Source organism: Streptomyces sp. NPDC101776, assembly GCF_044766845.1.
Classification (GTDB): domain Bacteria; phylum Actinomycetota; class Actinomycetes; order Streptomycetales; family Streptomycetaceae; genus Streptomyces.
In genome coordinates this window covers 544629-570585 of record NZ_JBIWMV010000003.1, presented here as the reverse complement: position 1 = coordinate 570585, position 25957 = coordinate 544629, and the positions used below count along the sequence as shown (strand labels likewise).

Sequence of the window (25957 nt, the reverse complement as noted above, 5' to 3'; positions counted from 1 at the left end):
GTTCCTGCTCAGATGCCGGCGGTGGCCGGGGCGTCGGCGGTGTCGTCCGCCGGGCGCTTCTTGCCGAGGGTGAAGACGCCGGTCTCGACGTGGTGGACCTCCGACGCGTCGCGGATGATGTTGATCGGGTCGCGCCCCGCCTCGACATCGTCGGCCATCGTCAGGAGCATGCGACGCAGCATGACGACGCCGCGGTCCCCGGTGGCCAGGGTCTCCTCGGAGTCCAGGGTGATCGCTCCCTGCGAGCCCTGGGCCTCCGTGTCGCCCGGGAACTTCTGACGCTCCTCGTTGGTGAGCTCGTGGTTCTGCCTGCCGTCCTGCGCGATGCCGATGACGAAGCGGACCATGCGCTCGGGGTCGTTCGTGCGGATCGAGAAGAAGACCCGGTGGCTGGTGTCGTCGGAGGGCACGACCCACAGCAACTGGTCCGACCGCCCGTCGGGGGTCACCTTCACGTAGTCCGGCAGGCCGAAGACGTTGGGCAGGTGCTGGTCGACCGCGAAGCCGTACTCGGTGACCTCGCCGTCCTCACCCTCGACCTCGAACCGCTGGGTGTACTTCACGCCGTGGTCGGTGCGCTCGTACGTCAGGCGCTCGGCGATGGTGGCCGGGTCGAAGAAGTTCTCGGGGTAGCCGAACGTGCCGGTGCCCAGCATCTGGTATCCGCTGTGCGTGGAGTGGAGCCAGGTGACATGCGTCGGGTCGGCGGAGTTCTCGTAGATGTTGAGCCAGCTGAAGTCCGCCGGCATGCCGAGGACGGCTGCGTGCGGGACCGGCCAGCTGGCGAAGTACCTCTCGCCCTCGGCGGGGTTCTCCAGCGCGTCGTAGCGGGGGAGTTCGGGCTTGAGCTCGGGCGGGCCCATGTAGACGAAGACCAGACCGTAACGCTCCTCGGCGGGGTACCACGGCTGACGGGCGGCGTCGCGCCTGCGCCCCAGGGCCGGCTCGCAGGCCTGCTCGATGCAGCGGCCCTGGACGTCGAACTTCCAGCCGTGGTAGCAGCAGCGGATGCCGTCGTCCTCCACGCGGCCGAAGAAGAGGCTGGCGCCGCGGTGGGTGCAGCGCTCGATCACGACACCGGGGTTGCCCTGCCCGTCCCGGAACACGACCAGGTCCTCGCCCAGGACACGGGTCTTCTGCGGCAGCGCGCCGGCGACGAGCGTCTCCGAGCTGGCGACCGGGTGCCAGTAGCGGCGCAGAGCCTCGCCCATGGGGGTGCCGGGCCCCACCTCGCGGAGGCGTGCGTTGTACGAAGGCTTCGGGCGGCCGTAGGCCGTGCCGGTGTCGACCTCTGAAGTGGTGGTCATCGTTGCGTCTCCCGTGCGGCTCGGGTGCACAGCAGATGGGGCATGCAGGACTGCGGGGAGGCGCCTGCGAGGGCACCGTCGTGTGCGACCTCGAATAGGATTGTTAATTCACATTCGCATTTAACATGGGAGTGCGTCAAGGGTCATGTTCAGGTGCTCGTGGGCAGAGGGCCTGATCGGTCAGCAGGGGGTCGGGCGGGGGTGGAAGGGCGCTTGAGTGCACCGCTGGTCACGTCCGGCGGTGCGTGTACGGAGGCCGCTGGAGGGGATGTTGGCGCCGTATACGCTGGTGCGGTGAGTATCGAACCGTCGCTCGATCTACCGCCAGCGCAGCAGGCGCGTAGCCGGCTGACCCAGCAGCGGATCCTGGAGGCAGGCACGGCCCTGCTCGAAGAGGGCGGCACCGAGGCGCTCACCGTCGCGGCCGTCGCCGCCCGGGCAGGCGTCTCGGTGGGCAGCGTTTATCGGCGGTTCGGCGACAAGGAACGTCTGATCGCGGCCTTGCAGCACGACATGATCGACCAGTTCCGCGCGGACATCATCCGCCGCTTCACTCCGCTGCGCACGGATCCCGCCGCACTGGTCGCCTCCGCGGTCGCCGGACTCACCGAGACGTATCAAGCGCACCAGCGCCTGATGCGGGTCTTCCTGGCTGCGGGCGCCACCGATTCCGCGGTGGCCCGGGTCGGCTCCGAGGCCGCCATCGACGCCGCCCGAGTCTTCCGGCAGTTCCTGGAGCCGATCGCGCCGATGATCGACGCGCCGGAGCCGGAGGTGCGTGTGGATGTCGTCTATCGCCTGATCTACGGGACCTGTCAGAACCGCGTGCTGTACGGCGAACTGTTCGAGTCCGACCAGTCGCTGACATGGCGTCAGCTCACCGACGAGCTGGTGAGCGTCGCCTGCCTGTACCTGCTCGGGACGCCGGCGCGGTGAGGTCCGGGCCGGGCAAGATGTGAATGCGATCCTCGCTTCACATTTATGCTCGATGGCTGCATACTGAGCGGACTTCACGGAAGGCGGCCGATCGATCTTCCGGTCGCCCAGGGAAGGGACCCCTCCATGCGAGAGCCGCTCAGCTACGAGATCGCACACGGCGCCGCACTCGCCGCGCTGGAGGCAGGGAGGGCCGAGGGGCACAAGGTGTGCGCTGTCGTGGTCAACCGAAGTGGTGTCACGAAGGTTCTCCTCAGCGACGACGGTGTGGGGCTCCTGGGCGTGGAGACCGCGCGACGCAAGGCCTACACCTCGGCCGTGAGCGGTGTCCCGACGGCCAAGTTCGCGGCCTTCGCGGCATCCCCGCAGATGCAGGTGGCGCCTCCCCATCTGCTCGACTCCAACCTTCTGCCGGTCGCCGGCGGTGTGCCGATCGTGACGACCGACGGGGAGGTCATCGGCGCCATCGGCATCGGCGGGGCGGACGACACCACGGACGACCGCATCGCGCAGCAGGCTCGCGATTCCGTCGCGAAGATTGTCGCGTAGGTTCTTGTCGCGCAGGGCTGCCTCCTGGTCGGTACGGCGGTCGTATCGAGGGCCGCTGCCGCCGTTGCGACCCGTGCGGTGTGGCTGATTTCCGGGCGCCGGCCAGTGTGTGTGATCTCGCGTCGCGCGCCTGTCTGTCAGCGGGAGATTTCCCAGACCGGGTACCGCTGCCCTTTGTGCGACGACAATGCGTCCGCCACGGACAGCCTCCTCAGCCTGACCGACTTGACTCCCACGAGTCAGCCGACGTGACAGTGCCCTTCACGTTCCTGACGCCGACTCCCCGGCGCCGGGTGTGGGGAGCGCGGTGAGGAAGTTGCGGATGTCCGCCACTTCCTTCGCGTTGATGGCGTGGCCGAGGCCCGGGTAGGTGTGCTCACGCAGGACTGCCCCGGACTGCTCGCGGAGCCAGGTCCCGGTGCGTGCGACGAGATCGGCCGGGATCACCTGGTCCTCGGTGTCGCGCCCCCAGAAGACAGGGAGACCGCCGAGTCGGCCGGGTTCCTCCGGGAGGGCCGCGTCCCAGGGCAGGGTGCCGGAGAGCAGGACGGCGGCGGAGAACTCCCCGGGGCGTGCGAGTATCAGATCGCTGGCCATGGCCATTCCGCCCGAGAAGCCGAGCACGATGACGGAGGAATGCTGTGGCTGCACGGTGTGGAGCCAGTCGAAGAGCCAGCGGGCGGTGTCGGCGATCGAGTCCGGAAGCGGCCGTCCGATGCCGCGATTGGCGAACCAGGTATAGCCGCTGCCTGCCGGTATGGGCGCCCGGACGGAGGCGACGGTCGTCCCGGCAGGCAGTTGCGGTGCCAGGTCGGCGAAGGACCGCTCGTCGGCGCCCCAGCCGTGGAGGGCTAGGACCAGGGGTGTTCCGGCGCGTTCCGTCTCGGCGGCGGACCAGTGGACTATGGGACCGGGCACGGGGCCTTCTCTCGAGGAGGTATTGAAACTTGAATGATCTGGGATCGGGGAGTGCAGAGCGCTCTTCCGGTGCTGACCGCGGCTCTCTCCAAGCCGACGGGTGGGCGTAGAGGGTGCGGTGCCGGCCGCCTGCGTCCCTGGTGCTGGATGGCCTCCCCGCGTGAGGCAACTGCTTGATCTGCGGTGTCCGGAGCCGGGCGACATGGTCGTGCAGTAGGGGTAGCGGCATGCTGCCATCACTATCGACTCCGCCGAGTTGTCGGTGCGCCACCGGACCAGGCGGCAGGGGTGCTTGTACACGCTGATACTGACGAAGGCCTATGAGCTGTTCACCGAACAGACGGTCCGCGGTCCCGCGGCGGACCAGGCATCGCTGATGTCGCTGCGGAATGGATGGACTGACGTTTCCGGGCAGCTGCGTCCCGGCCGGCGCGCGGCCACGGCCTCTCGCACTCGCGAGGGCGAGAGGCTAGTCGGGCGCGCCGTGCGACCGGGTCGTGTCGGCCCGGCCGGCATTGGGGTCGAGCCTGTGCAGGATGGCTTGGGTGATGTCGGCGAGTTGGACGACCTGGTCGGGTGTGAGCGCGTCGATCACGTGGTCTCGTACGAAGGTCACGTGGCCCGGGGCGGCCTGTTGCACCTTTTGCCAGCCGGCCTCGGTGAGGCGGGCGTTGGTGGCGCGCCGGTCCGTCGGGCAGGGAACGCGATCGAGCAGACCGCGGCCTTCCAAGCGCTGCACCACGTGGGAGAGTCGGGCGAGGGTGGCCGTGGTGCTCTGGGCGAGCTTGGCCATCCGCATCGTGCGCTGGGGCGCCTTGGAGAGCAGGGCGAGTACGTAGTAGTCGAAGTGCGTCAGTTGAGCGTCGCGTCGCAGTTGGCTGTCGAGGGCTGTCGGCAGCAACTCCAGTACGGCAGCCAGCCGTACCCATGCCGCCACTTGTTCCCGGGTGAGCCATCGCGTGTCCACGCGGCACAGTATGTCACCAAAATAGTTGTTGCTACAACTTGGTCGATGTGACATGGTTGTAGCTACAACTCGTGGAGGTTGTCATGACACACATGAGCATCATCGGCACGGGGCACATGGGTCAGGGCCTTGCCGACCTGGTCGGCAAGGGCGACAACACCGTGCTGCTCACCGGCGACGACGCGGACGCCAAGGCGCTGCTCGCCGGCGTGGTCATGGCCGCCGGGTTGCGCGCCGTGGATGAGGGCGGCCTCAAGCGGGCTCGGGAGCTGGAGGCACTCTGCTTCCTGCAACTCATCCTCGCCGCCGGCGATAAGACCTCCTGGACCGGCGGATTCACCCTGGCTCAGTGACACCACCGCTCGGGGGACGTGGGGCCGGCGACGCTGCCTGCCGCGCATCCCCCGAGCGACGCGGGGCCATCCAGCAACGCTTTCCCGAGCATTCACGACAAGGAGGATCCCGATGAGTATCGGTCCGGTGCGACTCAACCATGCCGTTCTGTTCGTCGCCGATGTGGCGCGATCCGAGCGGTTCTACACCGAGGTCTTCGGCATGGAGGTCGCCGCGCGTGAGGCCCGGGGCCGGGCCGTCTTTCTGCGGTTGCCGCGCTCCGTCAATGATCACGATCTCGGCCTGATGGGGGTCGGCCCGTCCACGCCGCCCAAGCGGCGCGGCGGGATCGGGCTCTACCACCTGGCCTGGCAGGTCGACACCATCGAGGAGCTCCAGCACGCCCGCGAAATACTGGCCGAGGCCGGCGCGTACACCGGAGAGTCCAGCCACGGGGGCACAACCAAGAGCGTCTACGGCGCAGACCCCGATGGCAACGAATTCGAGATCATGTGGATGCTCCCGCGCGAGCAGTGGGCCGCGTACGCGACCTCTGTGCCCATCGAACCCCTGGACCTGGCAGCCGAGACCAGCCGCTGGAGTGGCGTACAAACCGCCGGCGACATCCGCTGACCGACACCCTCGGCCGACACGACTGACTGAGCGTTTGGTCCGGTGCCTTGCGCGTGGTCCCAGGCCGGGGGGCTGCACAGAGGATGGTCCTCCAACGAGCACCGCCGACATCGACCTCGACGCGCTGCCTCCGCACACCCTCGTCGCCGAGAGTGGCCAGGTGAGCTTGAGTCAAGATCCGCAGGCTCCGGTCTCACCCTCGCCCCCGCGGCCCACGCCGAACCGTGTCCGGCGTCGGTGGACGTCTCAGAACATCGCCTGGATGATTCCCACGGTGCGCCCCAGGTGCGGCTCGGAGCGGTCCGCGCGGTGGGCCACGGCAAGTTCCACGCGTGCGTCGGCTCCGGTCAGCGGTCGGTAGGCCACGCCGTCGAGGGCCAGCGCGGTCACCGGCTCGGGTACGACGGCGACGCCGAGGCCGCCGGCCACCAGCGTGACCAGCGTCGAGGTCTCGCCGACCTCGTGGCGGATGTGCGGCTCGATGCCGGCATCGCGCAGGAGGCCCAGGACGACGTCGTACATCACGGACCGGCGGTCGGCGGAGTGCACGATGAGGTCGGTGCCGGCCAGGTCCGCGGCGCGCAGCCGTTTCCGGCGGGCGAGGGGGTGGTCGACCGGTACGGCGACGACGAGTCGGTCGCGGCGCAGGGTGTGCACGGTGAGGGAGAGGTCGGCTGCCGGAGGGCGCAGCAACGCGACGTCGATCGCGCCGGTGCGCAGCGCGTCGACCTGGTCGGGCGCGAGCATCTCGCCGCGGAAGGAGAAGTCGACGCCGGGCAGTTCCTCCGTGAGCCGCCGCGAGAGGGCGGGCAGCAGGCTGTACGTCGCCGAGCCCACGCACCCGATCGCAAGGTGGCCCACAGAACCGGCGGCGACGAGCCGTGCGTGAATGCTGGCCTCGTCGACATCGGCGAGGATCCCGCGCGCCCGCTCCAGGTAGGCCCGGCCCGCCTCGGTGAGGTCCACGCGGCGCGTGGTGCGGCGGAGCAGCTGCACGCCGAGTTCGGTTTCGAGCTGGCGGATCTGCGTGGAGAGCGGCGGCTGGGCCATGTGGAGCCGCTCGGCGGCACGACCGAAGTGCCGCTCCTCGGCCACCGCCACGAAGTACCTCAGGTGGCGCAGATCCATATGTCGTCCATATCAATCGGCTCGGATATGAGTACTTCAGAATATCGCGGCCCGCGATTAGCGTCGCTGCCATGAGTGCTTTCATCTACGCCGCGACACGGACCCCGTTCGGGCGCTTCAACGGCGCACTGGGCGGCGTCCGCCCCGATGACCTCGCCGCCGCCGCGATCACCTCGACGCTCGCCGGCGTCCCGGGCCTCGACCCCGCCGCGATCGAGGACGTGGTGTGGGGCAACGCCAACGGAGCCGGCGAGGAGAACCGCAACGTCGGCCGTATGGCCGCGCTGCTCGCCGGGCTCCCGGTGAGCGTGCCCGGCACCACGGTCAACCGGCTGTGCGGTTCGAGCCTCGACGCGGCGATGATCGCCAGTCGCACGATCGAGTCCGGCGATGCCGAGGTGGTGCTGACCGGTGGCGTGGAGTCGATGACGCGGGCGCCGTGGGTGATGCCGAAGTCTGCGAAGCCGTTCCCGGCCGGCGATGTCACCGCCGTCTCGACCACGCTCGGCTGGCGGCTGGTCAATCCGCGGATGCCGAAGGAGTGGACGATCAGCCTCGGCGAGGCCAACGAGCAGCTCCGGGAACGCTTCGGCATCTCCCGCGAGCGGCAGGACGAGTTCGCCGTCCGCTCCCACCAACTCGCCCACGAGGCTTGGGAGTCGGGCTTCTACGACGACCTGGTGGTGCCGGTCGGAGGCGTCGGGCTGACGCGCGACGAGGGCATCCGGGCCGGGTCCACGCCAGAGGTTCTGGCCGGGCTCAAGCCGGTCTTCCGTACGGCGGAGCAGGGCGGCACCATCACGGCGGGCAACGCCAGTCCGCTCAACGACGGTGCCTCCGCGGTGCTGTTGGGCAGCGAGAAGGCCGCAGCCGTAATCGGCGCCGACCCGATCGCCCGTATCGCCGGACGCGGCGTGCTGGCGCTGGAGCCGCAGGCCTTCGGCTACGCCCCGGTCGAGGCCGCCAACCGTGCGCTGGCCCGGGCCGGGATCGGCTGGGACCAGGTGGGCGCGGTCGAGCTCAACGAGGCCTTCGCCGTGCAGTCGCTCGCCTGCGTCGACGCCTGGAAGATCGACCCCGCCATCATCAACCAGAAGGGCGGCGCCATCGCGATCGGGCACCCGCTGGGCGCCTCCGGTGGTCGCGTCCTCGCCACGCTGGCCAAGGTGCTGCGGGAGACGGGGCAGCGCTACGGCGTCGCCGCGATCTGTATCGGGGTCGGTCAGGGGCTGGCCGTCGTACTCGAGAACTGCGATGTCACGGGGGCGGACCGATGAGCCGGGCGCAGATCCTCGAAAGCACCGACGCGGCCGTCGCCGGCATCGAGGACGAGTCCACGATCCTGGTCGGCGGTTTCGGCCTGGCCGGGATGCCGTTCGACCTGATCGACGCGCTCATCCGGCAGGGGGCGAAGGACCTCACGATCGTGTCCAACAACGCGGGCAACGGCGACGTCGGACTGGCCGCGCTGCTGGCCGCCGGCCGGGTGCGCAAGGTGCTCTGCTCCTTTCCGCGCCAGGCCGACTCATGGGTCTTCGACGGCCTCTACCGCGAGGGCAGGATCGAGCTGGAGGTGGTGCCGCAGGGCAACCTCGCCGAGCGGATGCGCGCGGCCGGTGCCGGTATCGGCGCGTTCTACTGCCCGACCGCGGTCGGCACGCCGCTGGCCGAGGGCAAGGAGGAGCGTGAGATCGACGGCCGGAAGTACCTGCTGGAGTACCCGATCAAGGGCGATTACGCGCTGATCGGAGCGCACGTCGCGGATGCGATGGGCAACCTCGTCTACCGCAAGACGGCCCGCAACTTCGGACCGGTCATGGCCACGGCCGCGACGACGACCATCATCCAGGTCGACGAGGTCATCGATGCCGGGAAACTCGATCCCGAGGCTGTCGTCACCCCGTCCATCTACGTCGACCGGATCGTCCAGGTGGCGGCCCGGCACTACACCGTCCAGGGGGCACGATGACCATCACGCCGAGCGATCAGGTGCGCGCCGACCATCAGCTCTCGATGGACGAGCTGGCCGCCGTCATCGCACGGGACATCCCGGCCGGTTCCTTCGTCAACCTCGGCATCGGGCAGCCCACCAAGATCGCCGACCATCTGCCCGCCGACTCCGGAGTGGTGCTGCACACCGAGAACGGCATGCTCCACATGGGCCCCAAGGCCGAGGGCGACGCCGTCGACCCCGACCTGACCAACGCCGGCAAGGTCCCGGTGACCGAGCTGCCGGGGGCGGCCTACTTCCACCACGCCGACTCCTTCGCCATGATGCGCGGCGGACACCTCGACGTCTGCGTCCTCGGCGCCTACCAGGTCGCCTTCAACGGCGACCTCGCCAACTGGACCACCGGCAGGCCCGAGGACATCCCCGCCGTCGGGGGCGCCATGGACCTCGCCATCGGCGCCAAGGACGTCTACGTGATGATGACGCTCTTCACCCGCTCCGGTGAACCGAAACTCGTACCCGAGTGCACCTACCCGCTCACCGGCGCCAGCTGCGTCAGCCGCGTCTACACCGACCACGGCGTCTTCGACGTCGGCCCCGACGGCGTACGCATCCGGGAGACGTACGGCATCAGCGCCCACGAACTCGCGGAACGACTCGGCACCACGTTGCCCTGGAGCTCCTGACACGCTCGTGTGGAAGTGCCCCGGTCCAGCTGTCCGAGTTCGCCGGCCCGGCGAAGGCCGTGCGAACGAGGTCGCGGGTACGGCCACCGGGGGCCGTGATGAGACGAGTCGGCCTTGTGCATGAACCGTGACAGCAGTCGTACCTCTCCTCGGGCGGCGCGGTCGCTCGGGAGCATCCGACAAGCACGAGACGCGCAGCACCCAGCCATGTGAACCGACATGTCTGGGTGTTCACTCCGTGAGGCGCTCCGGCGTCGCGGGGGACCGGGCAGCCGAGCCCATGGGCGCACGTCCCGCCGGCCCGAGGAGTCTCATCCGCGGTCAGCGTCGCAGGGGTCGGGGGCGATGGTGTGCAGGATGCGCTGGCCGATGTGGCCGAGCTGTTTGACCTGCGCCTTGGTCAGCGGGTCGAACACCAGGCGGCGTACTTCCGCGACGTGGCCGGGAGCAGTGCTGACGATCTTCTCGTACCCCTCGTCGGTCAGGGTGGCCAGGGTGTAACGGCCGTCGGCCGGATCGGGGCGGCGCTGGGCGTACCCCTTGCGTTCGAGCCGGGCCACGACCTGGGACAGGCGAGAGAGCGAGCCCTCGGCGAACGCGGCGAGCGAGCTCATGCGCAGTTCCCGCTGCGGCGCCTCCGACAGCGCTGCCATCACCCCGTACTCGAAGTGCGTCAGCCCTTCGTCGCGCAGTTGCGCGTCGAGCGCGTGTTCCAGGCGCCGCAAGATGCCGACCAGTCCGAGCCAGGCGTGGCGCTCCTCTTCGTCAAGCCAGCGGGGTGCCTCGTCAGCAGGGGTGTTCGTCATGCCCTCCAATGTACCGAACGCTTCATGCTTGAAGTGAAGTCACCTAGTCTTCACTTGAAGCTTGAAGTCATTGGCGCTACTTTTAAGTTAACGCTTTAAGTAACTGCCCGGGGGTTCCGAGCAGCGTCGAAGCCTTGAGGGGTCCCCCATGAAGCTGCTCGTACTCGGTGCTACCGGTGCCACCGGACGCCTGGTCGTCGATCATGCCCTGGCCGCGGGGCACACCGTCCGCGCGCTGGTCCGCTCACCCGAGAAGCTGGATGCTCAGCCCGGCCTCGACGTGGTCGCCGGGCAGGCCACCGACGTCGGTGACGTCACGCAGGCCATGTCGGGCGTCGGTGCGGTGATCAGCACGCTCGGCGCCACCGGCGGATCCGTCATCACGGACGCCACGCGGGCCGTCATCTCCGGAGCCGGCGCCACCGGTGTCAGTCGGTTCGTGGAGTTGTCCTCCTTCGCGGTGCTGCGCGATCGCCTGAGCGGACCCGCCAAGTTCATGTCCAGCACGGCAATGGGCGCCATGGTCAAGGACAAGGCTGCCGCCGAGGACGCGCTGCGCGCCAGCGACCTCGACTACACCCTCGTCCACGCCGTCCGCCTCACCAACGGTCCCGCCACCGGCGTCACCAAGCTGGTGCCCGGGTCGGCCACCCTGCGTATGGCGGACACCATCAGTCGCGCAGACGTCGCCACCTGGATGCTCACCGCGCTCACCGACACCACCACCAGCCGCCGCTCCGTCGTCATAGCTGGCTGACCCCACCTGCTTCCCCGCCCGTCCTCATACGATCCGGAGAAACACCATGAGCCACCAGCTCGCCGCCCACCCGGCGCGCCCCAGCGGCCTCGTCATCGCCGGCGGTCTGATCGGCACCGCTGTCGTCGCCATCGCCGTCAACGCCGTCGTCGCCGTGATAGCCCACGCCGCCGGTGCCTCGGACGACTTCCAGCCCCTCCAGCTCTCCGCCTACGCCCCCCTCACCGTCTTCGGTGTCCTGATCGCCGCTGCCGCCTGGGCGATCATCCGCGCGCGTTCGGCACGCCCGGACAGGCTGCTGCGCACCCTCGTGCCCGTCATCCTGATCGTCAGCCTGATCCCGGACATCATGGTCGGCGTCTCCGACAGTCGGCCCGGGACCAGCTGGGGCGCCGTCATCGCCTTGATGGTCATGCATGTCCTTGTCGCCGCTGTCGCCGTCCCCGCTTTCCGGCGTTTCCTGCCCCTCCCCGCCACCCGGGACTGACCGTTCCCACCGCCGCGCTCCGGCGCTCCTCACGTGCTGTCGGACCCTTGAGTACGTCGACGGTGGCGTGCGGTAGTGGTGTCTTCCACACTCGAGTGCGGCGGCGCGTGCAGGGATCGCTGCGCGGACTCGCAGCCAGACCGGCCCTGTCCCGCTCATGACCTAACTACCTACCGAGGGAGCAAATCATGGCGATCATCACTGTGTTCGGTGCGACCGGCTACGCCGGCGGCCACATCATCGACGAGGCTCTGCGCCGCGGGCACGCAGTACTCGCGGTCAACCGCACCGGCTCCGCCGAGCCTCGGCCCGGCCTCACCCCAGTCGCCGGTTCCCTTGCTGACGAGGCTCTCGTGGGCGACCTGGCGGCCAAGTCCGATGTGCTGGTCGTCACGGTCCGCAGCAGCCTTGGCGGCGAGCCGTTCCTGCCCGCTTTCATCCCGTCACTCCTCAAGGCGGCTGTCGAGGGCGGCGCCCGGCTCGGCGTGGTGGGCGGTGCGGGCAGCCTGCACGTGACGGAGGGCGGGCCGCGGTTGCTCGACACCGTCGATCTCCCGGATGCAGTCAAGGTCGAGATAGTCGCGCATGCCCAGACCCTGGACGTGCTGCGGGCGGCCGACACCGACGCGGACTGGTTCTACCTCAGCCCGGCCGCCCAATTCGGCGCACAGGCCCCCGGTGAGCGCACCGGCACCTACCGCGTCGGTGGTGAGGTGCTGCTTGCCGACGCCGAGGGCAAGTCCTCCATCTCCGGTGCCGACTACGCCATCGCGCTCGTCGACGAGATCGACACGCCGGTCCACCACCGGACACGGTTCAGCGTCGCCTACTGAGCAGGGCGGGAACCCGGTGACCCGGCTCCCGCGGCGTGCCCTTCGCCGTGGGCCCGGCGTCCGAGCCCCCGCGGGCCGAGAGTAGGTCGAACGAGGCCTCGCAGGCGCGCCGTATACGTGGAGAACTTCACGTATACGGCGCGTCTGGCGTGCCGTCGGACACCGCCCGGCGCCGGCGGCAACAGGCCTGCTCCGCCGTCGGGACATGGGCATCGGTCGTCGCGAAAAACACTGTCATCCACGGCGTCAGGTGTGCGCAGGCCCGGGCAGCTCGAACGGCGCGTCGCGCTGCGCCTCCCGGTCGTCATCGGCCCCGACGCAGGTTCTCCTCCACCAGCCACGTATGCCGGTCGCCCGGCGAGGAGTTGGTCCGTCAGGGCAATCGACGGCGAACGATTTGGTGAGATCGGGCAAGCGGGCAGGTGGGCACCTCCGGTTCCATGAACACATCGTTTCGACGATGTTGACCGGAGACGCTGCCTATGTCCGAGACCGCTGACCGTGATCAGACGCGGAAGCACGTTGCGCTGATCGATGAATCCTCTCTGGAGCCGGGGCTGTCGGCCGAGGCTTTCCGCGGGGCGTTCCGCAACCACCCGGGCGGGGTCGCGGTCGTGACCGCCGATACCGGCCGAGGCCCGGTCGCCTTGACGGCGACATCGGTGATATCGGTGAGCGCGACGCCACCTCTGCTCGTGTTCTCGGTGTCGGTCCTCTCGTCGGCGACGCCGACGATCCTGGAGTCGTCGTCCGTGGTCGTGCACCTGCTGGGGGCCGACCAGGTCGACCTCGCGCTCCTTTGTGCGACGAGCGGAGCGGACCGCTTCGCGGACACCGGCTCCTGGGCCCGACTGGTGACCGGCGAGCCGCACTTCGTCGCGGCCCCGGTGAGCATCCGCGGCACCGTCGCGGCCACCTTCACGGCAGGAGCCTCGACGCTCGTCGTCGTCAACGCCACCCATGCGTACTACGCGGCGCCGGACGTCGCCGCCCGCAGTGACGCGCCGCGCCCGCTGGTCTACCACAACCGGACCTGGCATCAGCTGAGCGAGCAGTCCCAGATGGTGCCGGGCGCGCAATGACGCGATCGCAGCCCCATTTCGCTCCGTCCACTCGGCCGGAGCCCGAAGGCAGGCGGACATCTGCCGCGAAGGAAGTCCACATCATGACGATCAACGCGGTCATTCCCACGGAAGCGGCAGCCGATGAAGCAGCTACCCGCGAGAAGCTGGTGCGCACGGCACATGACCTGATCCCTCTCCTGCGGGACAACGCGGAACGCACGGAGCGCGATCGCCGACTCACGGACGAGGTGACCGACGCGGTGCGGTCCGCCGGACTCTTCCAGGTCTGCACACCGCGTGCGTCCGGGGGATTCGGCGGCGGTCTGCGCACCATGGTGGAAGTCACCGCCGAACTCTCGCGTGGCGACGGCTCGACGGGCTGGGTCGCGTTCATCGCGAACACCACCGCCTTCTCCTTCGGACTGTTCCCCGACGACGTGCGAGCCGCCGTCTACACCGATCCCCACAATGTGGCGATCAGCCAGTTCACGCCCGTCGCAGCGGCAACCGAGGTGGACGGTGGGTACCGGCTCACCGGCAAGTGGCCGTTCGCGTCGGGCAGCCACCAGGCACAGTGGACGCTGACCGCGTTCCGGGTACTGGACAACGCCGGGCAACTGCGGGAGGTCCGCTTCGCCCTCATGTCCGCGGCCGATCTCACGATCGAGGACACCTGGTACGTCGCGGGGATGGCCGGCACCGGTAGCAACACCTACGTCGCGGACGATCTGTACGTGCCGCGTGAGTTCACGCTGGATGTGGAGACCTTCGCGGGACGGAAGTTCGCGGCCTGGCTCCCGGAGGAGCCCGGCTACCGGGCTCCGATCGGTACTCTTGCCTGTCTGGGCATCGTGGGACCGCTCATGGGAATGGCCGAAGGAGCCTGGGATCTGGTGCTGGACTCGATGGAGTCGGGTCGGCCGATCACGGCCGCCTACAGCGACATCCGTGACGCTCCCAGTTACCGCCTCGCTCTCGCTGACGCGCGCACGGCGATCGACACGGGTCGCTTCCATCTGCTCCGGGCCGCCGACGCCATCGACAGCGCGGCCCACGAGGGCCGGATTCTCAGCCTCGCCGAGCGAGGGAACCTTCGCGGTGCCGCCGCCGTCGCCACACGCAGCTTCCGCAACGCCGTCGACCTGCTCCTCGACATCGGGGGCACCCGCAGCTTCGCGCTGTCCAACCCGCTTCAGCGGGTGTGGCGCGACCTCGAAGTCGCCAGCCGGCACGGCTTGAACAACACCCTGATGAACCGGGAGGAATACGCACTCAGCCTGCTCGGAATGGACCAGGCGTTCCCCGACTCCCTCTGAACCGGGCGGGCCGTCGACAACGCCACCGCGGATTCGGTGGCGTACCGCCGTCGGTTGGAGATCCGGTCCTGGGAGGTCGAAGCTTCGCCGACCCGACGTGGGGGATGGTGGAGCCTGTGCGGTGCGCGTTCGCCTCGAAGGCCGGGCAGCGGTTGGTGCTCCATGCGATGACCGCCCTGTCGGCGAACGTCGTGACGGTGCTTGGGTCCCAGCAGCGGTTGACCAGCTTCAGCAGCCGCGCTGCAGTCGCGAGGTCCCCGGCGAATGTGAACTGCGGAGTCTGCCGAGCCGACCGGCGACGCCGTCACGACCCGGACCGCCTCGGCCCGTGAATCGGCCCCGTCAGACGGGCCAGGGGCTGCCCCGATGCCCCACAGCGGTCGGCGACGATTTCGGCGGCGATGCTGATGGCGGTCTCCTCGGGCGTGCGTGCGCCGAGGTCCAGGCCGATGGGGCTGGAGATGCGGGCCAGTTCCTCCTCGGTCAGTCCCGCGTTCCGCAGCCGGGTCATCCGGTCGTCGTGGGTACGGCGCGAGCCCATCGCCCCGACGTACCCGACCTCGGGCAACCGCAGTGCCACCTCCAGCAGTGGTACGTCGAACCTGGGCTCGTGGGTGAGCACGGTGATGACCGTCTGCCCGTCGACCCGCCCGGCTTCCTGCTCGGCGGTCAGGTAGCGGTGTGGCCAGTCGACAACCACCTCGTCCGCCCCGGGGAACCGGTCGGCGGTGACGAACACCGGTCGTGCGTCGCAGACGGTGACGCGATAGCCGAGGAAGCCGCCCACCCGGGCGACCGCCGCGGCGAAGTCGATCGCACCAAAGACGAGCATCCGGGGCGCGGGGGCGAACGCCCAGACGAAGACCCGCATCCCCTCTCCCTGACGCTCGCCGTCGAGGGCGTACGAGAGGGCGCCGTGGTGGCCGGCCGCCAGCAGCCCGAGTGCGTCGTCGCGGATCGCGTCGTCGATCCTGGATTCCCCCAGGCTGCCGGCCGAGCCGTCGGGGTGGATCACCTCTCGTCTCCCGACATACGACGGGTCGGGGTGCTCCACGACCGTGGCGACCGCGACAGGTCGACCGGCCTCGATGTCGGCCACGATGGCGCCGAGTTCGGGAAAGGTGTCCCGGCTGACCTTCTCGACGTAGACGTCGAGGATGCCGCCGCATGTGAGGCCGACAGCGAAGGCGTCGTCCTGCGAGACGCCGTAGCGCCGCAGCACCGGGGTGCCGGAGCAGGCGACCTCCTGGGCGAGGTCGTACACGGCGCTTTCGACGCAGCCGCCGGACACCGAGCCGACGGCGGACGTGTCAGGCCCCACCAGCATGGAAGCGCCAGGGGGCCGCGGGGCGGACCGGAAGGTGGCCACCACCGTGCCCATGCCTACGCTGTGACCGGCCTCCCACCAGGCCAGCAGCTGGTGCAGCACCTCACGCACGGCCCGTCTTCTCCCATCTCGTCAGTGAGCTTGGCGACCTGTCCCGCCGCTGCGGGGGGACAGGTAGCCAGCTCTCAGTGAACTTTGGTGATCGCCGAACCCCAGGTGACCACGCCCGACCCTGCGAACAGGGAGTGTTTGCCGACGCGTAGCCGGCAGGACCTCGGATACGCACGCAACTCGCATTCAGACACCGAGAGCCCAGTCGACCATCTCGGTGACCGCACCGGTGAGCAGATGCGACGGACCTTCGAAGTAGTGCCCCGCGCCCTTGACGGGGAGAAGCTTTCGCGACGGATGCCGCACGGAGTCGTACAGGTCCCGCGCCATGGAGGGGAAGCAGCCCTTGTCGCCGGTTGCATAGACGACCATGACCGGCGCGGAGACGTGCCGGAGGCAATCGGGTCCATAGCCGTTGGAATCGGTGACGGACCACTGGGACAACCAGGAGCGCAGGGTGGTGGTGCTGCCGGGCGTCGTGGGACGTAGGTTCGCCGACACCGGGTCGCCCCAGAGGGTCCCCGGATCGCGGTCGGACGGGTCCAGGGACACATCGAAGAACCGGGGGTCGGCGCATGTGCCGTGCACGGTGAACGCCATGTCGGGCACCGTTCCGCCGTGGCGTTCGTCGAGTTCGGTCTGCTGGGCCCTGACCCAGGCGGTGATGCGCTCCATCCGCGCCAGCTGTGCCGCACGGTACTCACGCACCCACCCGCGGTCGAGGGCGTCGCCGCGGTCCACGAAGATGTCCAGCTCGGGGTCACGTCGGAAGGGGTCGTTCTCGTCGACGATCGCGGGGTCGAGCCACTGCGACAGCAGGCTGGCGCGGCCGGCGTGAGCATTGAGCAGGATCACCGCGTCAGCCGGCGGCAGGGTGGCCTTGGTCAGGTCGGTACCGCCGCCGCCGGGAGCGTCGCGCACGGTCGGCGTCTCGGCCTGGGACTGGTAGAAGGCCGCAGGGCCCCCGCCGCCCGAGTTCCCGACGAGAACGACCTTGCGGTATCCCTCGACGTCGCGCAGGTGACGGATGACCGAGCCGATGTCGGCCAGGCAGTTCTCGAGGATGACCTGGGTGTCGTTGCCGCCGTACCGCGTCACCACGCCGACCGCGTCGACGCCCAGTGCGGCCGTGGGCGTCAGCGCGTAGTGGTTGACGAAGTTCGAGCTCGGGTGGAAGTACACGAAGACGGTGTCGCTGTTCCCGGCCCCCGCGTCGGCGCGCTCACGGCCGCACCACAGCAGGCCTGCGGCTCGGGCGATCCCGGAATAGACATCGTCGCCCATCGAGTCCTGCATGGGGACGGGCACGAGTTCACGCATCGGTCTTGATCTCCTTCTCCTCCATGGCGGCCCAGGAGAACGGATAGTCCCCGTCGAGGACGGAACGGGCGGCAGCCGAGATCATCAGGGGCCGGTGGGTGTCGAGCATGACCTGGTACTCGTCGATCCGGTCGGCACCGAGAGCCCGCTCGACGGTGCCGGGGTGGGGTCCGTGGATGAACCCGGCGGGGTGCACCGTGACAGAGCCGATACCCACGCCACTGCCACGACGCGTGTTGGCGGCGCCCTTGGCGTAGAACAGGAACTCGTCGCTGTCGACGTTGGAGTGTGACGGGGGGATTGGCACCGCGTCGGGGTGGTAGTCCAGGAGCCGCGGGACGAAGGCGCACATCACGAAGCCTCGGGCCTCGAAGGTCTGCTGGGTCGGCGGCGGCTGATGCAGTCGGCCGGTGATGGGCTCGAAGTCGAAGATCGAGAAAGCCCACGGGTACATGCCGCCGTGCCAGCCGACCACGTCGAAGGGGTGGTGTCGGTGCACGTGCCGGGTCAGACCGGTACGGGTGCGGACGACCACAGGAACATCGGTGCCCTCATCGAACACCAGCTCCTCGGGGCGGCGGATGTCCAGCTCGCAGTAGGGAGTGCCCTCCAGGAACTGGCCCCGCGCCGACAGGTAGCGGCTGGGCGGGTCGATGTGCCCGGTCGCCTGCACGATCAGCAGCCGCAGCTCGACACCGTCGGGTACCACCCAGCGGTGGATGGTCGAGGTCGGGACGATGACGTGGTCACCCTCGGATACGTCGAGCCGGCCGAAGGTGCTCTCGAGAGTCCCGTGCCCGCTCTCGACGTAGGCGAGTTCGTCACCGACGCTGTTCTTGTAGAGCGTGCTGGTCTCGGTGGCGACCGCGTACGCGATGCGCACGTCGTCGTTGCCGACCAGGGTGGACCGGTCGAGAACCGCATCGCCCTTGAGCGACAGCAGCCGGGGCTGAAGATGCAGCGGCGTGATCGGGTGGTTGGGTACCAGTTCCTCGCCCGCGACCGGGATCGGCTCGATAGCCGTCAATGCGGTCGGCGGGTTGCGGTGGTAGACGAGAGAAGTGTCGCCGACGAATCCGTCTTCGCCGATCAGCTCTTCCCAGTACAGAGACCCGTCGGGCTGTCGGAAAACGGTGTGGCGCTTGCGCGGGAACTCGCCGACGCGAGCGAAATGCGGCATGAGCATGCCCCTTCGTCCTCAAGCTGTACGACGTGAGCCGGTCGACGGTCCGCATTGCCTGGTCTTCAGCTCGCGCAACGAGGCGCAATGTCGACGCGGTGTCACGAGTGGGCGTCGTCACACGATGGCAAGCCGCACGACGCGTTGTAAAACGGAGAGTGGTGAAGGGGGTCATAAGCGAATCCGAAGGCTTGCCGACGCCCCAGCCAACGGGATCACGGCCGGGTCGCCCCCTCCCGTGGCGGTGGCCACGCACTCTGGAGGGCCGCGACGGGTCGAGCCGACCGTGCTGCATGGTGAAGGGTCACCAGTCGCACGGCGCTCGGGCTGATGGTTGGGTGAGGGCGAGCCCTGTCCGACTGCTTTGTGGCCGCGTCACCGCTCGACTCAGGCTTACGTAAGGTGGCTGCTCATGGTTCCCAACTTCTCACTGCGTCAGCTGGGCTACCTTGTGGCAGTGGCGGACTCGGGATCGATGACAGCCGCGGCCGAGGCCGAGCACGTGTCACAGGCGGCGATCTCCGCAGGGATCAACGACCTGGAACGCAGACTCGGTGTGCGCCTGCTCGCGCGTCACCCCGGGCATGGCGTTTCCCTCACAGAAGCCGGGCTGGGCATCCTTGCCGACGCTCGCCGGGTCCTGGCTGCAGCCTCGGGCGTTCTTAGTCAGGCTCGCGCTCCGGGCTCCGATCTCCGCGGCTCGCTGACCCTCGGCTGCTTCACGACCATGGCGCCCCTGTACATTCCCGCGCTCTACGACGCGTTCGCGAGCCAGCACCCCGGGCTCGAGCTCACCGTGGTGGAGGGAGCGCAGGAAGACCTCCGGCGAGCCCTGATGAACGGCACCTGCGAGATCGCACTGACCTACGCCAACCGCCTGGGGCCCGGCGTGGCGATGGAAACGATCCGGACATTGCGCCCCTACGTTCTGCTGGCCGCGAGTCATGCCCTGGCCGACCGGGAGAGCGTGACGCTCCACGATCTCGCCGATGAGCCGCTCGTACAGTTCTCGCTGCATCCGAGCCCGAACGACATAGAGGAGTTGCTGCGCCACGCGGCCGTGACTCCCAAGGTCGTGCACAGCTCACCCAGCATCGAAGTCGTGCGTTCCCTGGTCGCACGCGGGTTGGGCTACTCGCCGATGCTGCAGCGCTGGCCCATGAACGTAAGCCTGGAGGGTCTGCCGCTGGCGTGCGTGCCGCTCGAGAGCACCGTTCCTGACTACCGTGTGGTCGTTGCCTGGCCGCAGAACGACCACTTGAGCCGGCGGGCTGCCGCGGTCGTCTCGTTCCTGCGCACGCATGCCACCGAGCACCCGATCCAGGCCGAAGCAGGCTGAACCTCACCGGATTCGTCGGGGCTTGCCGGGTGCGCGTCCACTCGTGCCGGTGACGCGGCCATGGCTTGCCGTTTTTTCGTCATTGCATGCAATCGGTGCCGCATCCGTACCGGATCGGCTGCGAGACGAAAGCGGGGAGCAGTGTCGATAATCATCTCAAACCCGAAATATCAGACGACTTAGCACCACGTCGACGCGCCTGACCCTGGATCCTCAGGTTTGCTTATGGGCCTCTTCGTAATCCCCTCGTTTACAGCAGGACGTGACGGCGGTCACCATGAGGACGCGCCACCCGGCCGGCCGAGGGACGAGATGTCCGTGACGGTGTACCTGACGCGTCGAAGTTCCCCGGCTCACAGATCCCCGGTCCTTCGAGTACACCGGCGATGCACACAGGTTCCGCCGTCGAGAGGACAGCGCGGACCCGGACGGGCTGCTCTTCTTCACCTCCACGCTCATCGAGGAGAAACCAACGATGGAAGTCAGTGCGATCTTTCCCCCGTCTCTCGACACCCCTGACCACATCGCGCTGGCCGAAGAGCTGGGTTACGAGCGCGCCTACGTGTACGACGTCCCGGTCACCTACGCCGACACCGGCATCACCCTGGCGATGGCCGCGGCCCGCACCAGCCGCATCCGGCTCGGCATCGCCGTCCTCACCCCGCATCTGCGGCACCTGGTCGTGAACGCGGCGCTGGTCGCTCACCTGGCCACGATCGCGCCGGGCCGCTTCGACGTCGGGATCGGCTCCGGATTCACCAGTGCCGCCTACATCGGCCGAAAGCCGGCGAAGTGGGCCGACGTGGAACGGTACGCCGAGAACCTGCGCACCCTGCTCGCCGGCGGCGACACCGAGGTCGACGGCACCGTGGTCAGCCTCATGCACCCGCCCCGGTCCGGTATCCGTTTCCCGATCGACGTCCCGATCTGGATCGGCGCCCACGGCCCCAAGGCCTATGAGTGCGCCACCCGCCTCGACGCCGCGGGCATCATCACCGTGCCGATGCACGGCGACACCAAAGTCACCTTCGAGGGGCCCAGTCAGGTGATGTTCTACTGCACGGTCCTCGACGAGGGCGAGAGCCTCGAGTCGCCGCGCGTGTTGGAGGCCGCCGGCCCGGGCGCCGCACTGGCACTGCACCTGGGCCAGCAGGGCCCCCTGGCCGGCACCCCTGAGGCCGCCGGCTTCGAGGCCGCGATCGCGGAGTTCGACGAATCGCGGCGCCACCTCGAACACCACCGCGGCCACCTGATGGAGCCCACCGAGATCGACCGACGCTTCCTCAACGCCACAGTCATCGGCCGCGGTACCGCCACGGGCACGGCCGCCGAGGTCGCCAACACGCTGCGGTACCTGGAGGCATCCGGCGCCGCCGGCGTTCTGTACCAGCCGGGCGGACCGGGCATCGAGCGAGAGCTGCGCGCCTTCTACGAAGCAGCCCAAGCGCGCAACGACGTGCAGGCGCCAGCAGCTCAGGCGGTCTGAGACCGATGTACGCGGGCCCGCCACATCGACTCAGGGACAGGTCCGAGGCGGGCCCTGCACGCCAGGCACAGGTTCCGACCCGGCCTGCAGCCTCGGCGGACTTGGAAAGGAAAGAGGGAGCCGTGAAGGAAATGCGTACGGGCGTGCTGGTCGTCGGAGCGGGTGGCGCCGGCCTGACCATCTCGAACCTGCTGACCGACCTCGGGGTGGACTTCCTGACCTTCGAACGCCGAGCCGCCTCGACAGGTCTGCCGAAGGCGCACTACTTGAACCAGCGGACCATGGAGATCTTCCGTCAGCACGGCATCGCTGACGAGGTCTACCGACTGGGTGCGCCGCCGGAGAAGATGTCGCGCTTCGCGGTGTGGACCACGATGGGTGGGGAGGGCCCCCTGGACCGGCAGCTCATCCATGGAGCCGACGGCCCTGGCGGCGGCGAGTCGCTGCGGCACCTCTACGAGCGCGACAGTCCGACTCCCGCGACCAACCTGCCTCAGCGCGACCTCGAACCGGTGCTGGCCCGTCGGCTGCTGGACCGCGCGAGCGATCGCGTCTTCTACGGGTTCGAGGTGGTCGACCTGGACGACGGCGCCGACGGGATCGTCGCCACCGTCAAGAACGTGTCGGACGGCGAGATGCTGAAGATCCACGCCGACTACCTGGTCGCTGCCGACGGAGGACGCACGATCGGTCCCCGGACCGGGAACACCCTGTCCGGGGAGAAGAACCTCGCGCAGAGCACGACCGTCCACTTCAAGGCCGACCTGTCGAAGTACTGGCTCGACGACCGCGCCCTGCTGAACATGTTCCTCCACCCCGTCCGACGCTCGACCGAGGGCGGATCGGGTTTCGTGCGCTGCTCGGTGATGCCGCTGTCAGCGCCGTGGGGACGACACAGCGGCGAGTTCATGTCGCACGTCCACATGACGCCCGACGACATGGCGGCGGCGGACCACGCCACAGTCGCGCGCTGGCTCAAGGAGCTCCTCAACCTGCCCGAGGACCTGAAGCTCGAGGTCGTCACCTACAACAAGTGGACCATCGAAGGTGTCCTGGCCGAGCACTTCCGCATCGGCCGGGTCCTCTTCATCGGCGACGCCGCGCACCGGCACCCGCCCACGACCGGACTGGGCCTGAATTCCGGCATCCAGGATGCTCACAACCTCGCCTGGAAGCTTGCCGCGGTACTCCAGGGACAGGCGTCCGACACCCTTCTCGACACCTACGAGCTCGAGCGTCGACCCGTGTGCGCGTTCAACGTGGACTGGGCCCTGTCCACGTTCTTCAACCGCCGCGCGGTCGAGGACTCGATCTACGCGACGCACCCGCCCGCTCGACACGAGAACGACGGTGCGAGCACCGCGATCGCGGCCCTCCTGGCAGACACACCCGATGGCCGGATGCGACGAGCTCGGCTGCGTGACATGTTCTCGACCCAGCGGCAGGAACTTCAGGCACACGACGTCGAGATCGGATTCGTCTACGAAGCGGGAGCGCTGGTCGCGGATGGCACCGAGTGCCCGCCGCGCGACCCGATGGGCTTCGAGCACACGCCCTCGACGCGCCCGGGCCACCGCCTGCCGCACGCGTGGCTCGACGTCGACGGCCAACGGGTTTCGACACACGACTTCCTCGGGCAGCAGGGGCAGTTCCTCCTGATCGCGAACGAAATGGGGAAGGGCTGGTGCGATGCCGCCTCAGCCCTCAAGGACCAGCTTCCCGTTGAGATCACCGCGATCCGCGTCGGCGTCGACGCCTGCATAGACGCGGAACGACGGTGGCTCGAAGTGAGCGGAGTCGGGAAGAGCGGAGCAGTCCTTGTCCGTCCCGACGGGATGGTTGCCTGGCGAAGTCAGGAAATGGACGCCGTTCCCGCAGAACGGCTGACCGAGGTGGTGCGGCAGATCCTCGCCATCGGCCCGAACGACCCTGCGCCGGCCGGCAGCGAGGGCTCACCGGCCCGAACGGTCCCCAGCGGTGTCTGACCGGCGACCCTGTTGAGCGCCGTCCCAGGAACACGCCGCATCGCCACGCTGCTGCAAGCGGGTTGACGCGACAGAGGATCGGGAGACCGGCGGCCTGCTGCCAACGGCTCGAGCACGGCGTAACCCGGTGCGGTGACTCCCGGCACAGACCCAGAATCTCGGACAACTGGAATGAGAGGCCTTCTGATGGAGCTCGACCCCGCAAAGACCGCGGTCCTCGTGGTTCACATGATGCGTGACATCGTCACCCGAGAAGGAGCATTCGGTCAGATCTTCGCCGAGGGCGTCGAACGCCAGCAGGTCGTGCCCCAGGTCGGCCGGCTGCTGTCCACGGCTCGCGCGGGCGGCGCCACCCCCGTCTACCTCCGCGTCGTGTTCAAACCCGGCTACCCGGACCTGGTCGCGAACTGTCCGCTGCTCGGGATGGCCGCCCAGATGGGGGCGCTCGAGGACGGCAAGCCGGGCGCCGAGATCGTCCCCGAGCTCACTCCGCAGGACGGCGAGCCGGTCATCGATCACCAGCGCCTGACCGGCTTCTTCGGAACCCAGCTCGACGTCCTGCTGCGGGCACGTGGCATCACGACCGTCGTCGCGTGCGGTGTCGCCACCAACATCGCGGTCGAGGGCACCGCCCGCGAGGCCGTCAACCTCGGCTACCGCACCGTGATCGCCTCCGACGCCTGTTCCACCGCATCCGACCAGGCCCACCAGGCCACCCTGGAGACCTTCCAGTTGCTCGGTGAGGTCGCCTCCGTCGAGGAGATATCGGCAGCCCTGCAGGCGCCTTCGCCGCAGTGACCGCGATGCACACCGGGCACTCGAGCACCGACACCCTGGAGCAGCGATGACCGCCTTCACCGACGCCGCGTCCGCCCAGAACCCGGCCCCCGCGACCGCGGCCGGCGAGCCGAGCGAGGCGACTCGCGCCGGGGACGCGGCGGGGGCGTCGCTCGGGCGGGTTCCGGGCCAGGCATCGGTCGGTCTGTCCTTCGAGCCGCTGACGCCGACCTCGTTCCTGGACCGGGCGGCGGCTGCGCACGGGGACCGGATCGGGGTGGTCGACGGGGACCGTACGTTCACCTACACCCAGATGCGTGAGCGGTGTATGCGTCTGGCCGGGGGCCTGGCGCCCCTTGCGGGGGGACGACCGGTCGCGGTGCTCGTCCCGAACACGCACGTCCTGCTCGAGGCGAACTTCGGGGTTCCGTGGGCCGGGGTGCCGTTGGTCGCGGTGAACACACGGCTCTCGGCCTCGGAGATCGTCTACATCCTGGAGCACTCCAACGCCGCTGTGTTGGTCCACGACCCGTCCTTCGACCCGCTGGTCGAGGAGGTTCTTGCCCGGCTGACCGAACCCGTTCGCCGCATCCGGGCCGGCCAGGAGTACGAGGACCTGTTGGCCTCGGCCGAGCCGCTTCACCTGACGCCGTCCGATGAGCTGTCGGTGTTGTCGATCAACTACACCTCGGGGACCACCGGGCGCCCCAAGGGTGTGATGTACCACCACCGCGGTGCGTTCCTGCAGGCCTTGGCCATGGTGGGGCACACGGGTATGACGCCCTCGAGTGTGCACCTGTGGACGCTGCCGATGTTCCACTGCAATGGCTGGTGCTTCCCGTGGGCGGTCACGGCGGCGGCCGCGACCCATGTGTGTCTGCCCAAGGTCGACCCGGCCGAGGTGTGGCGTCTGATCCGGGCCGAGGGTGTCACGCACCTCAACGGCGCTCCGACCGTGTTGTCGATGCTTGCCTACGCATCCGACGCGGCACCGCTGGAAGGACAGCCTGTTCGGATCGCCACGGGCGGTGCGCCCCCCTCGCCGGCGATCCTGCGACGGATGGCTGAGCTCGGCTTCGAGATCACCCACTTGTACGGGCTGACCGAAACCTATGGTCCGGCGATGCTGTGCGACTGGCGCCCGGAGTGGGACACCCTCGATGCCACCGCCCAGGCACGACTCAAGGCCCGCCAGGGCGTGGGGAACATGATCTCCTGCGTGCCACGGGTGATCGCCGACGACGGCACGGACGTGCCTCCTGACGGCCTCACCACCGGCCAGATCGCCTTGCGCGGCAACAACCTCATGCTCGGCTACCTCGACGATCCCGAAGCCACGGCCGCTGCCGTGCCGGACGGCTGGTTCCGCACCGGCGACATCGGCGTGCTGCACCCCGACGGCTACATCGAGCTACGTGACCGGTCCAAGGACGTGATCATCTCCGGCGGGGAGAACATCGCGTCGGTGGAGGTCGAGCAGGTGATCATGGATCATCCCGCGGTCCTCGAGGTAGCGGTGATCGCGATGCCGGACGAGCGCTGGGGCGAGGTCCCCGCCGCGTACGTGACGCTGAAGGAGGGGGCGTCGGCGACCGAGGAAGAGATCCGCGAATACGTACGCGCTCGGCTCGCACGGTTCAAGGCACCGAAGACGGTCATCTTCGGTGAGCTTCCCAAGACCTCCACCGGCAAGATCCAGAAGTTCGTCCTGCGTGAGAGGGCATGGGTGGACCAGGAGCACCGGATCCGCTGAGGCGGCCC

At 68.9% G+C, this 25957-nt stretch carries 25 protein-coding genes; 17 read left to right on the top strand and 8 right to left on the bottom strand.

What is annotated here, in order from left to right:
* Nucleotides 1–8: 8 nt before the first annotated feature.
* Nucleotides 9–1307 (bottom strand): Rieske 2Fe-2S domain-containing protein, encoded by a 1299-nt coding sequence (locus ACIRRY_RS14250; protein ID WP_403971904.1) that lies wholly within the window; start codon nucleotides 1305–1307, stop codon nucleotides 9–11.
* Between the two features lie 294 nt (nucleotides 1308–1601).
* Here ACIRRY_RS14250 and ACIRRY_RS14245 point away from each other — a divergent pair, with 294 nt between their 5' ends.
* A complete protein-coding gene (locus tag ACIRRY_RS14245) occupies nucleotides 1602–2243 on the top strand; it encodes a TetR/AcrR family transcriptional regulator (protein ID WP_403971902.1) in 642 nt (213 codons plus the stop codon).
* Nucleotides 2244–2369: 126 nt separating this feature from the next.
* Nucleotides 2370–2792, top strand: coding sequence for a heme-binding protein (locus tag ACIRRY_RS14240; RefSeq protein WP_403971901.1), 423 nt, complete (start codon nucleotides 2370–2372; stop codon nucleotides 2790–2792).
* A gap of 261 nt (nucleotides 2793–3053) precedes the next feature.
* On the opposite strand, the gene ACIRRY_RS14235 is transcribed toward ACIRRY_RS14240, so the two are convergent.
* Together ACIRRY_RS14235 and ACIRRY_RS14230 are read right to left on the bottom strand one after the other, a co-directional pair.
* On the bottom strand, nucleotides 3054–3710 hold the full coding sequence (locus tag ACIRRY_RS14235) for an alpha/beta hydrolase (RefSeq protein ID WP_403971899.1): 657 nt from the start codon (nucleotides 3708–3710) through the stop codon (nucleotides 3054–3056).
* A gap of 469 nt (nucleotides 3711–4179) precedes the next feature.
* Entirely contained in the window at nucleotides 4180–4677 is a 498-nt protein-coding gene (locus ACIRRY_RS14230; protein WP_403971897.1) for a MarR family winged helix-turn-helix transcriptional regulator, read from the bottom strand.
* Nucleotides 4678–4760: 83 nt separating this feature from the next.
* Between ACIRRY_RS14230 and ACIRRY_RS14225 the strand changes: the two genes are divergently transcribed.
* Together ACIRRY_RS14225 and ACIRRY_RS14220 are read left to right on the top strand one after the other, a co-directional pair.
* Nucleotides 4761–5030, top strand: a complete 270-nt coding sequence (locus ACIRRY_RS14225) for a hypothetical protein (protein ID WP_403971895.1) — start codon at nucleotides 4761–4763, stop codon at nucleotides 5028–5030.
* 112 nt (nucleotides 5031–5142) lie between these two features.
* The gene (locus ACIRRY_RS14220) at nucleotides 5143–5643 is read left to right on the top strand and encodes a VOC family protein (RefSeq protein WP_403971893.1); all 501 of its coding nucleotides are present in this window, start codon (nucleotides 5143–5145) and stop codon (nucleotides 5641–5643) included.
* A gap of 246 nt (nucleotides 5644–5889) precedes the next feature.
* Here the strand turns inward: ACIRRY_RS14220 and ACIRRY_RS14215 are convergent, their stop codons facing one another.
* Complete coding sequence (locus ACIRRY_RS14215) at nucleotides 5890–6771, bottom strand: LysR substrate-binding domain-containing protein (protein ID WP_403971891.1); 882 nt, start codon at nucleotides 6769–6771, stop codon at nucleotides 5890–5892.
* Between the two features lie 71 nt (nucleotides 6772–6842).
* Between ACIRRY_RS14215 and ACIRRY_RS14210 the strand changes: the two genes are divergently transcribed.
* From ACIRRY_RS14210 to ACIRRY_RS14200, 3 genes are read left to right on the top strand one after another with little or no spacing between them, the layout of a single operon-like run.
* Complete coding sequence (locus tag ACIRRY_RS14210) at nucleotides 6843–8048, top strand: thiolase family protein (RefSeq protein WP_403971889.1); 1206 nt, start codon at nucleotides 6843–6845, stop codon at nucleotides 8046–8048.
* On the top strand, nucleotides 8045–8740 hold the full coding sequence (locus ACIRRY_RS14205) for a 3-oxoacid CoA-transferase subunit A (RefSeq protein WP_403971887.1): 696 nt from the start codon (nucleotides 8045–8047) through the stop codon (nucleotides 8738–8740). Before ACIRRY_RS14210 ends, ACIRRY_RS14205 begins: the two co-directional genes overlap by 4 nt.
* Nucleotides 8737–9408 carry a 3-oxoacid CoA-transferase subunit B gene (locus ACIRRY_RS14200; RefSeq protein WP_403971885.1) on the top strand — a complete coding sequence of 224 codons (672 nt, stop codon included), beginning with the start codon at nucleotides 8737–8739 and terminating at the stop codon, nucleotides 9406–9408. Before ACIRRY_RS14205 ends, ACIRRY_RS14200 begins: the two co-directional genes overlap by 4 nt.
* 311 nt (nucleotides 9409–9719) lie before the next feature.
* On the opposite strand, the gene ACIRRY_RS14195 is transcribed toward ACIRRY_RS14200, so the two are convergent.
* Nucleotides 9720–10214 carry a MarR family winged helix-turn-helix transcriptional regulator gene (locus ACIRRY_RS14195; RefSeq protein WP_403971883.1) on the bottom strand — a complete coding sequence of 165 codons (495 nt, stop codon included), beginning with the start codon at nucleotides 10212–10214 and terminating at the stop codon, nucleotides 9720–9722.
* Nucleotides 10215–10362: 148 nt separating this feature from the next.
* Here ACIRRY_RS14195 and ACIRRY_RS14190 point away from each other — a divergent pair, with 148 nt between their 5' ends.
* From ACIRRY_RS14190 to ACIRRY_RS14170, 5 genes are all read left to right on the top strand, one after another.
* Nucleotides 10363–10971 (top strand): NAD(P)-dependent oxidoreductase, encoded by a 609-nt coding sequence (locus ACIRRY_RS14190; RefSeq protein ID WP_403971881.1) that lies wholly within the window; start codon nucleotides 10363–10365, stop codon nucleotides 10969–10971.
* A 46-nt stretch (nucleotides 10972–11017) separates the two neighbouring features.
* Nucleotides 11018–11458 carry a DUF6069 family protein gene (locus ACIRRY_RS14185; RefSeq protein ID WP_403971879.1) on the top strand — a complete coding sequence of 147 codons (441 nt, stop codon included), beginning with the start codon at nucleotides 11018–11020 and terminating at the stop codon, nucleotides 11456–11458.
* 188 nt (nucleotides 11459–11646) lie between these two features.
* Entirely contained in the window at nucleotides 11647–12291 is a 645-nt protein-coding gene (locus ACIRRY_RS14180; RefSeq protein WP_403971877.1) for an NAD(P)-dependent oxidoreductase, read from the top strand.
* Between the two features lie 482 nt (nucleotides 12292–12773).
* Nucleotides 12774–13373: a flavin reductase family protein gene (locus ACIRRY_RS14175; protein WP_403971875.1), complete on the top strand. Its 600-nt coding sequence runs from the start codon at nucleotides 12774–12776 to the stop codon at nucleotides 13371–13373.
* A gap of 83 nt (nucleotides 13374–13456) precedes the next feature.
* The gene (locus ACIRRY_RS14170) at nucleotides 13457–14671 is read left to right on the top strand and encodes an acyl-CoA dehydrogenase family protein (RefSeq protein ID WP_403971873.1); all 1215 of its coding nucleotides are present in this window, start codon (nucleotides 13457–13459) and stop codon (nucleotides 14669–14671) included.
* Between the two features lie 304 nt (nucleotides 14672–14975).
* On the opposite strand, the gene ACIRRY_RS14165 is transcribed toward ACIRRY_RS14170, so the two are convergent.
* The 3 genes from ACIRRY_RS14165 to ACIRRY_RS14155 form a co-directional block, all read right to left on the bottom strand.
* Nucleotides 14976–16109 carry an XdhC family protein gene (locus tag ACIRRY_RS14165; protein ID WP_403971871.1) on the bottom strand — a complete coding sequence of 378 codons (1134 nt, stop codon included), beginning with the start codon at nucleotides 16107–16109 and terminating at the stop codon, nucleotides 14976–14978.
* Nucleotides 16110–16295: 186 nt separating this feature from the next.
* On the bottom strand, nucleotides 16296–17429 hold the full coding sequence (locus tag ACIRRY_RS14160) for a hypothetical protein (protein ID WP_403971869.1): 1134 nt from the start codon (nucleotides 17427–17429) through the stop codon (nucleotides 16296–16298).
* The gene (locus ACIRRY_RS14155; protein ID WP_403971867.1) at nucleotides 17422–18609 is read right to left on the bottom strand and encodes a homogentisate 1,2-dioxygenase; all 1188 of its coding nucleotides are present in this window, start codon (nucleotides 18607–18609) and stop codon (nucleotides 17422–17424) included. Before ACIRRY_RS14155 ends, ACIRRY_RS14160 begins: the two co-directional genes overlap by 8 nt.
* Before the next feature lie 412 nt (nucleotides 18610–19021).
* Here ACIRRY_RS14155 and ACIRRY_RS14150 point away from each other — a divergent pair, with 412 nt between their 5' ends.
* From ACIRRY_RS14150 to ACIRRY_RS14130, 5 genes are all read left to right on the top strand, one after another.
* Nucleotides 19022–19948 carry a LysR family transcriptional regulator gene (locus tag ACIRRY_RS14150; RefSeq protein ID WP_403971865.1) on the top strand — a complete coding sequence of 309 codons (927 nt, stop codon included), beginning with the start codon at nucleotides 19022–19024 and terminating at the stop codon, nucleotides 19946–19948.
* Nucleotides 19949–20423: 475 nt separating this feature from the next.
* Nucleotides 20424–21434 (top strand): LLM class flavin-dependent oxidoreductase, encoded by a 1011-nt coding sequence (locus ACIRRY_RS14145; protein ID WP_403971863.1) that lies wholly within the window; start codon nucleotides 20424–20426, stop codon nucleotides 21432–21434.
* A 131-nt stretch (nucleotides 21435–21565) separates the two neighbouring features.
* A complete protein-coding gene (locus tag ACIRRY_RS14140) occupies nucleotides 21566–23419 on the top strand; it encodes an FAD-dependent monooxygenase (RefSeq protein WP_403972279.1) in 1854 nt (617 codons plus the stop codon).
* Nucleotides 23420–23605: 186 nt separating this feature from the next.
* Nucleotides 23606–24217 carry a cysteine hydrolase gene (locus ACIRRY_RS14135; protein WP_403971861.1) on the top strand — a complete coding sequence of 204 codons (612 nt, stop codon included), beginning with the start codon at nucleotides 23606–23608 and terminating at the stop codon, nucleotides 24215–24217.
* A gap of 46 nt (nucleotides 24218–24263) precedes the next feature.
* Nucleotides 24264–25949: an AMP-binding protein gene (locus ACIRRY_RS14130; protein ID WP_403971859.1), complete on the top strand. Its 1686-nt coding sequence runs from the start codon at nucleotides 24264–24266 to the stop codon at nucleotides 25947–25949.
* Nucleotides 25950–25957: the final 8 nt, after the last annotated feature.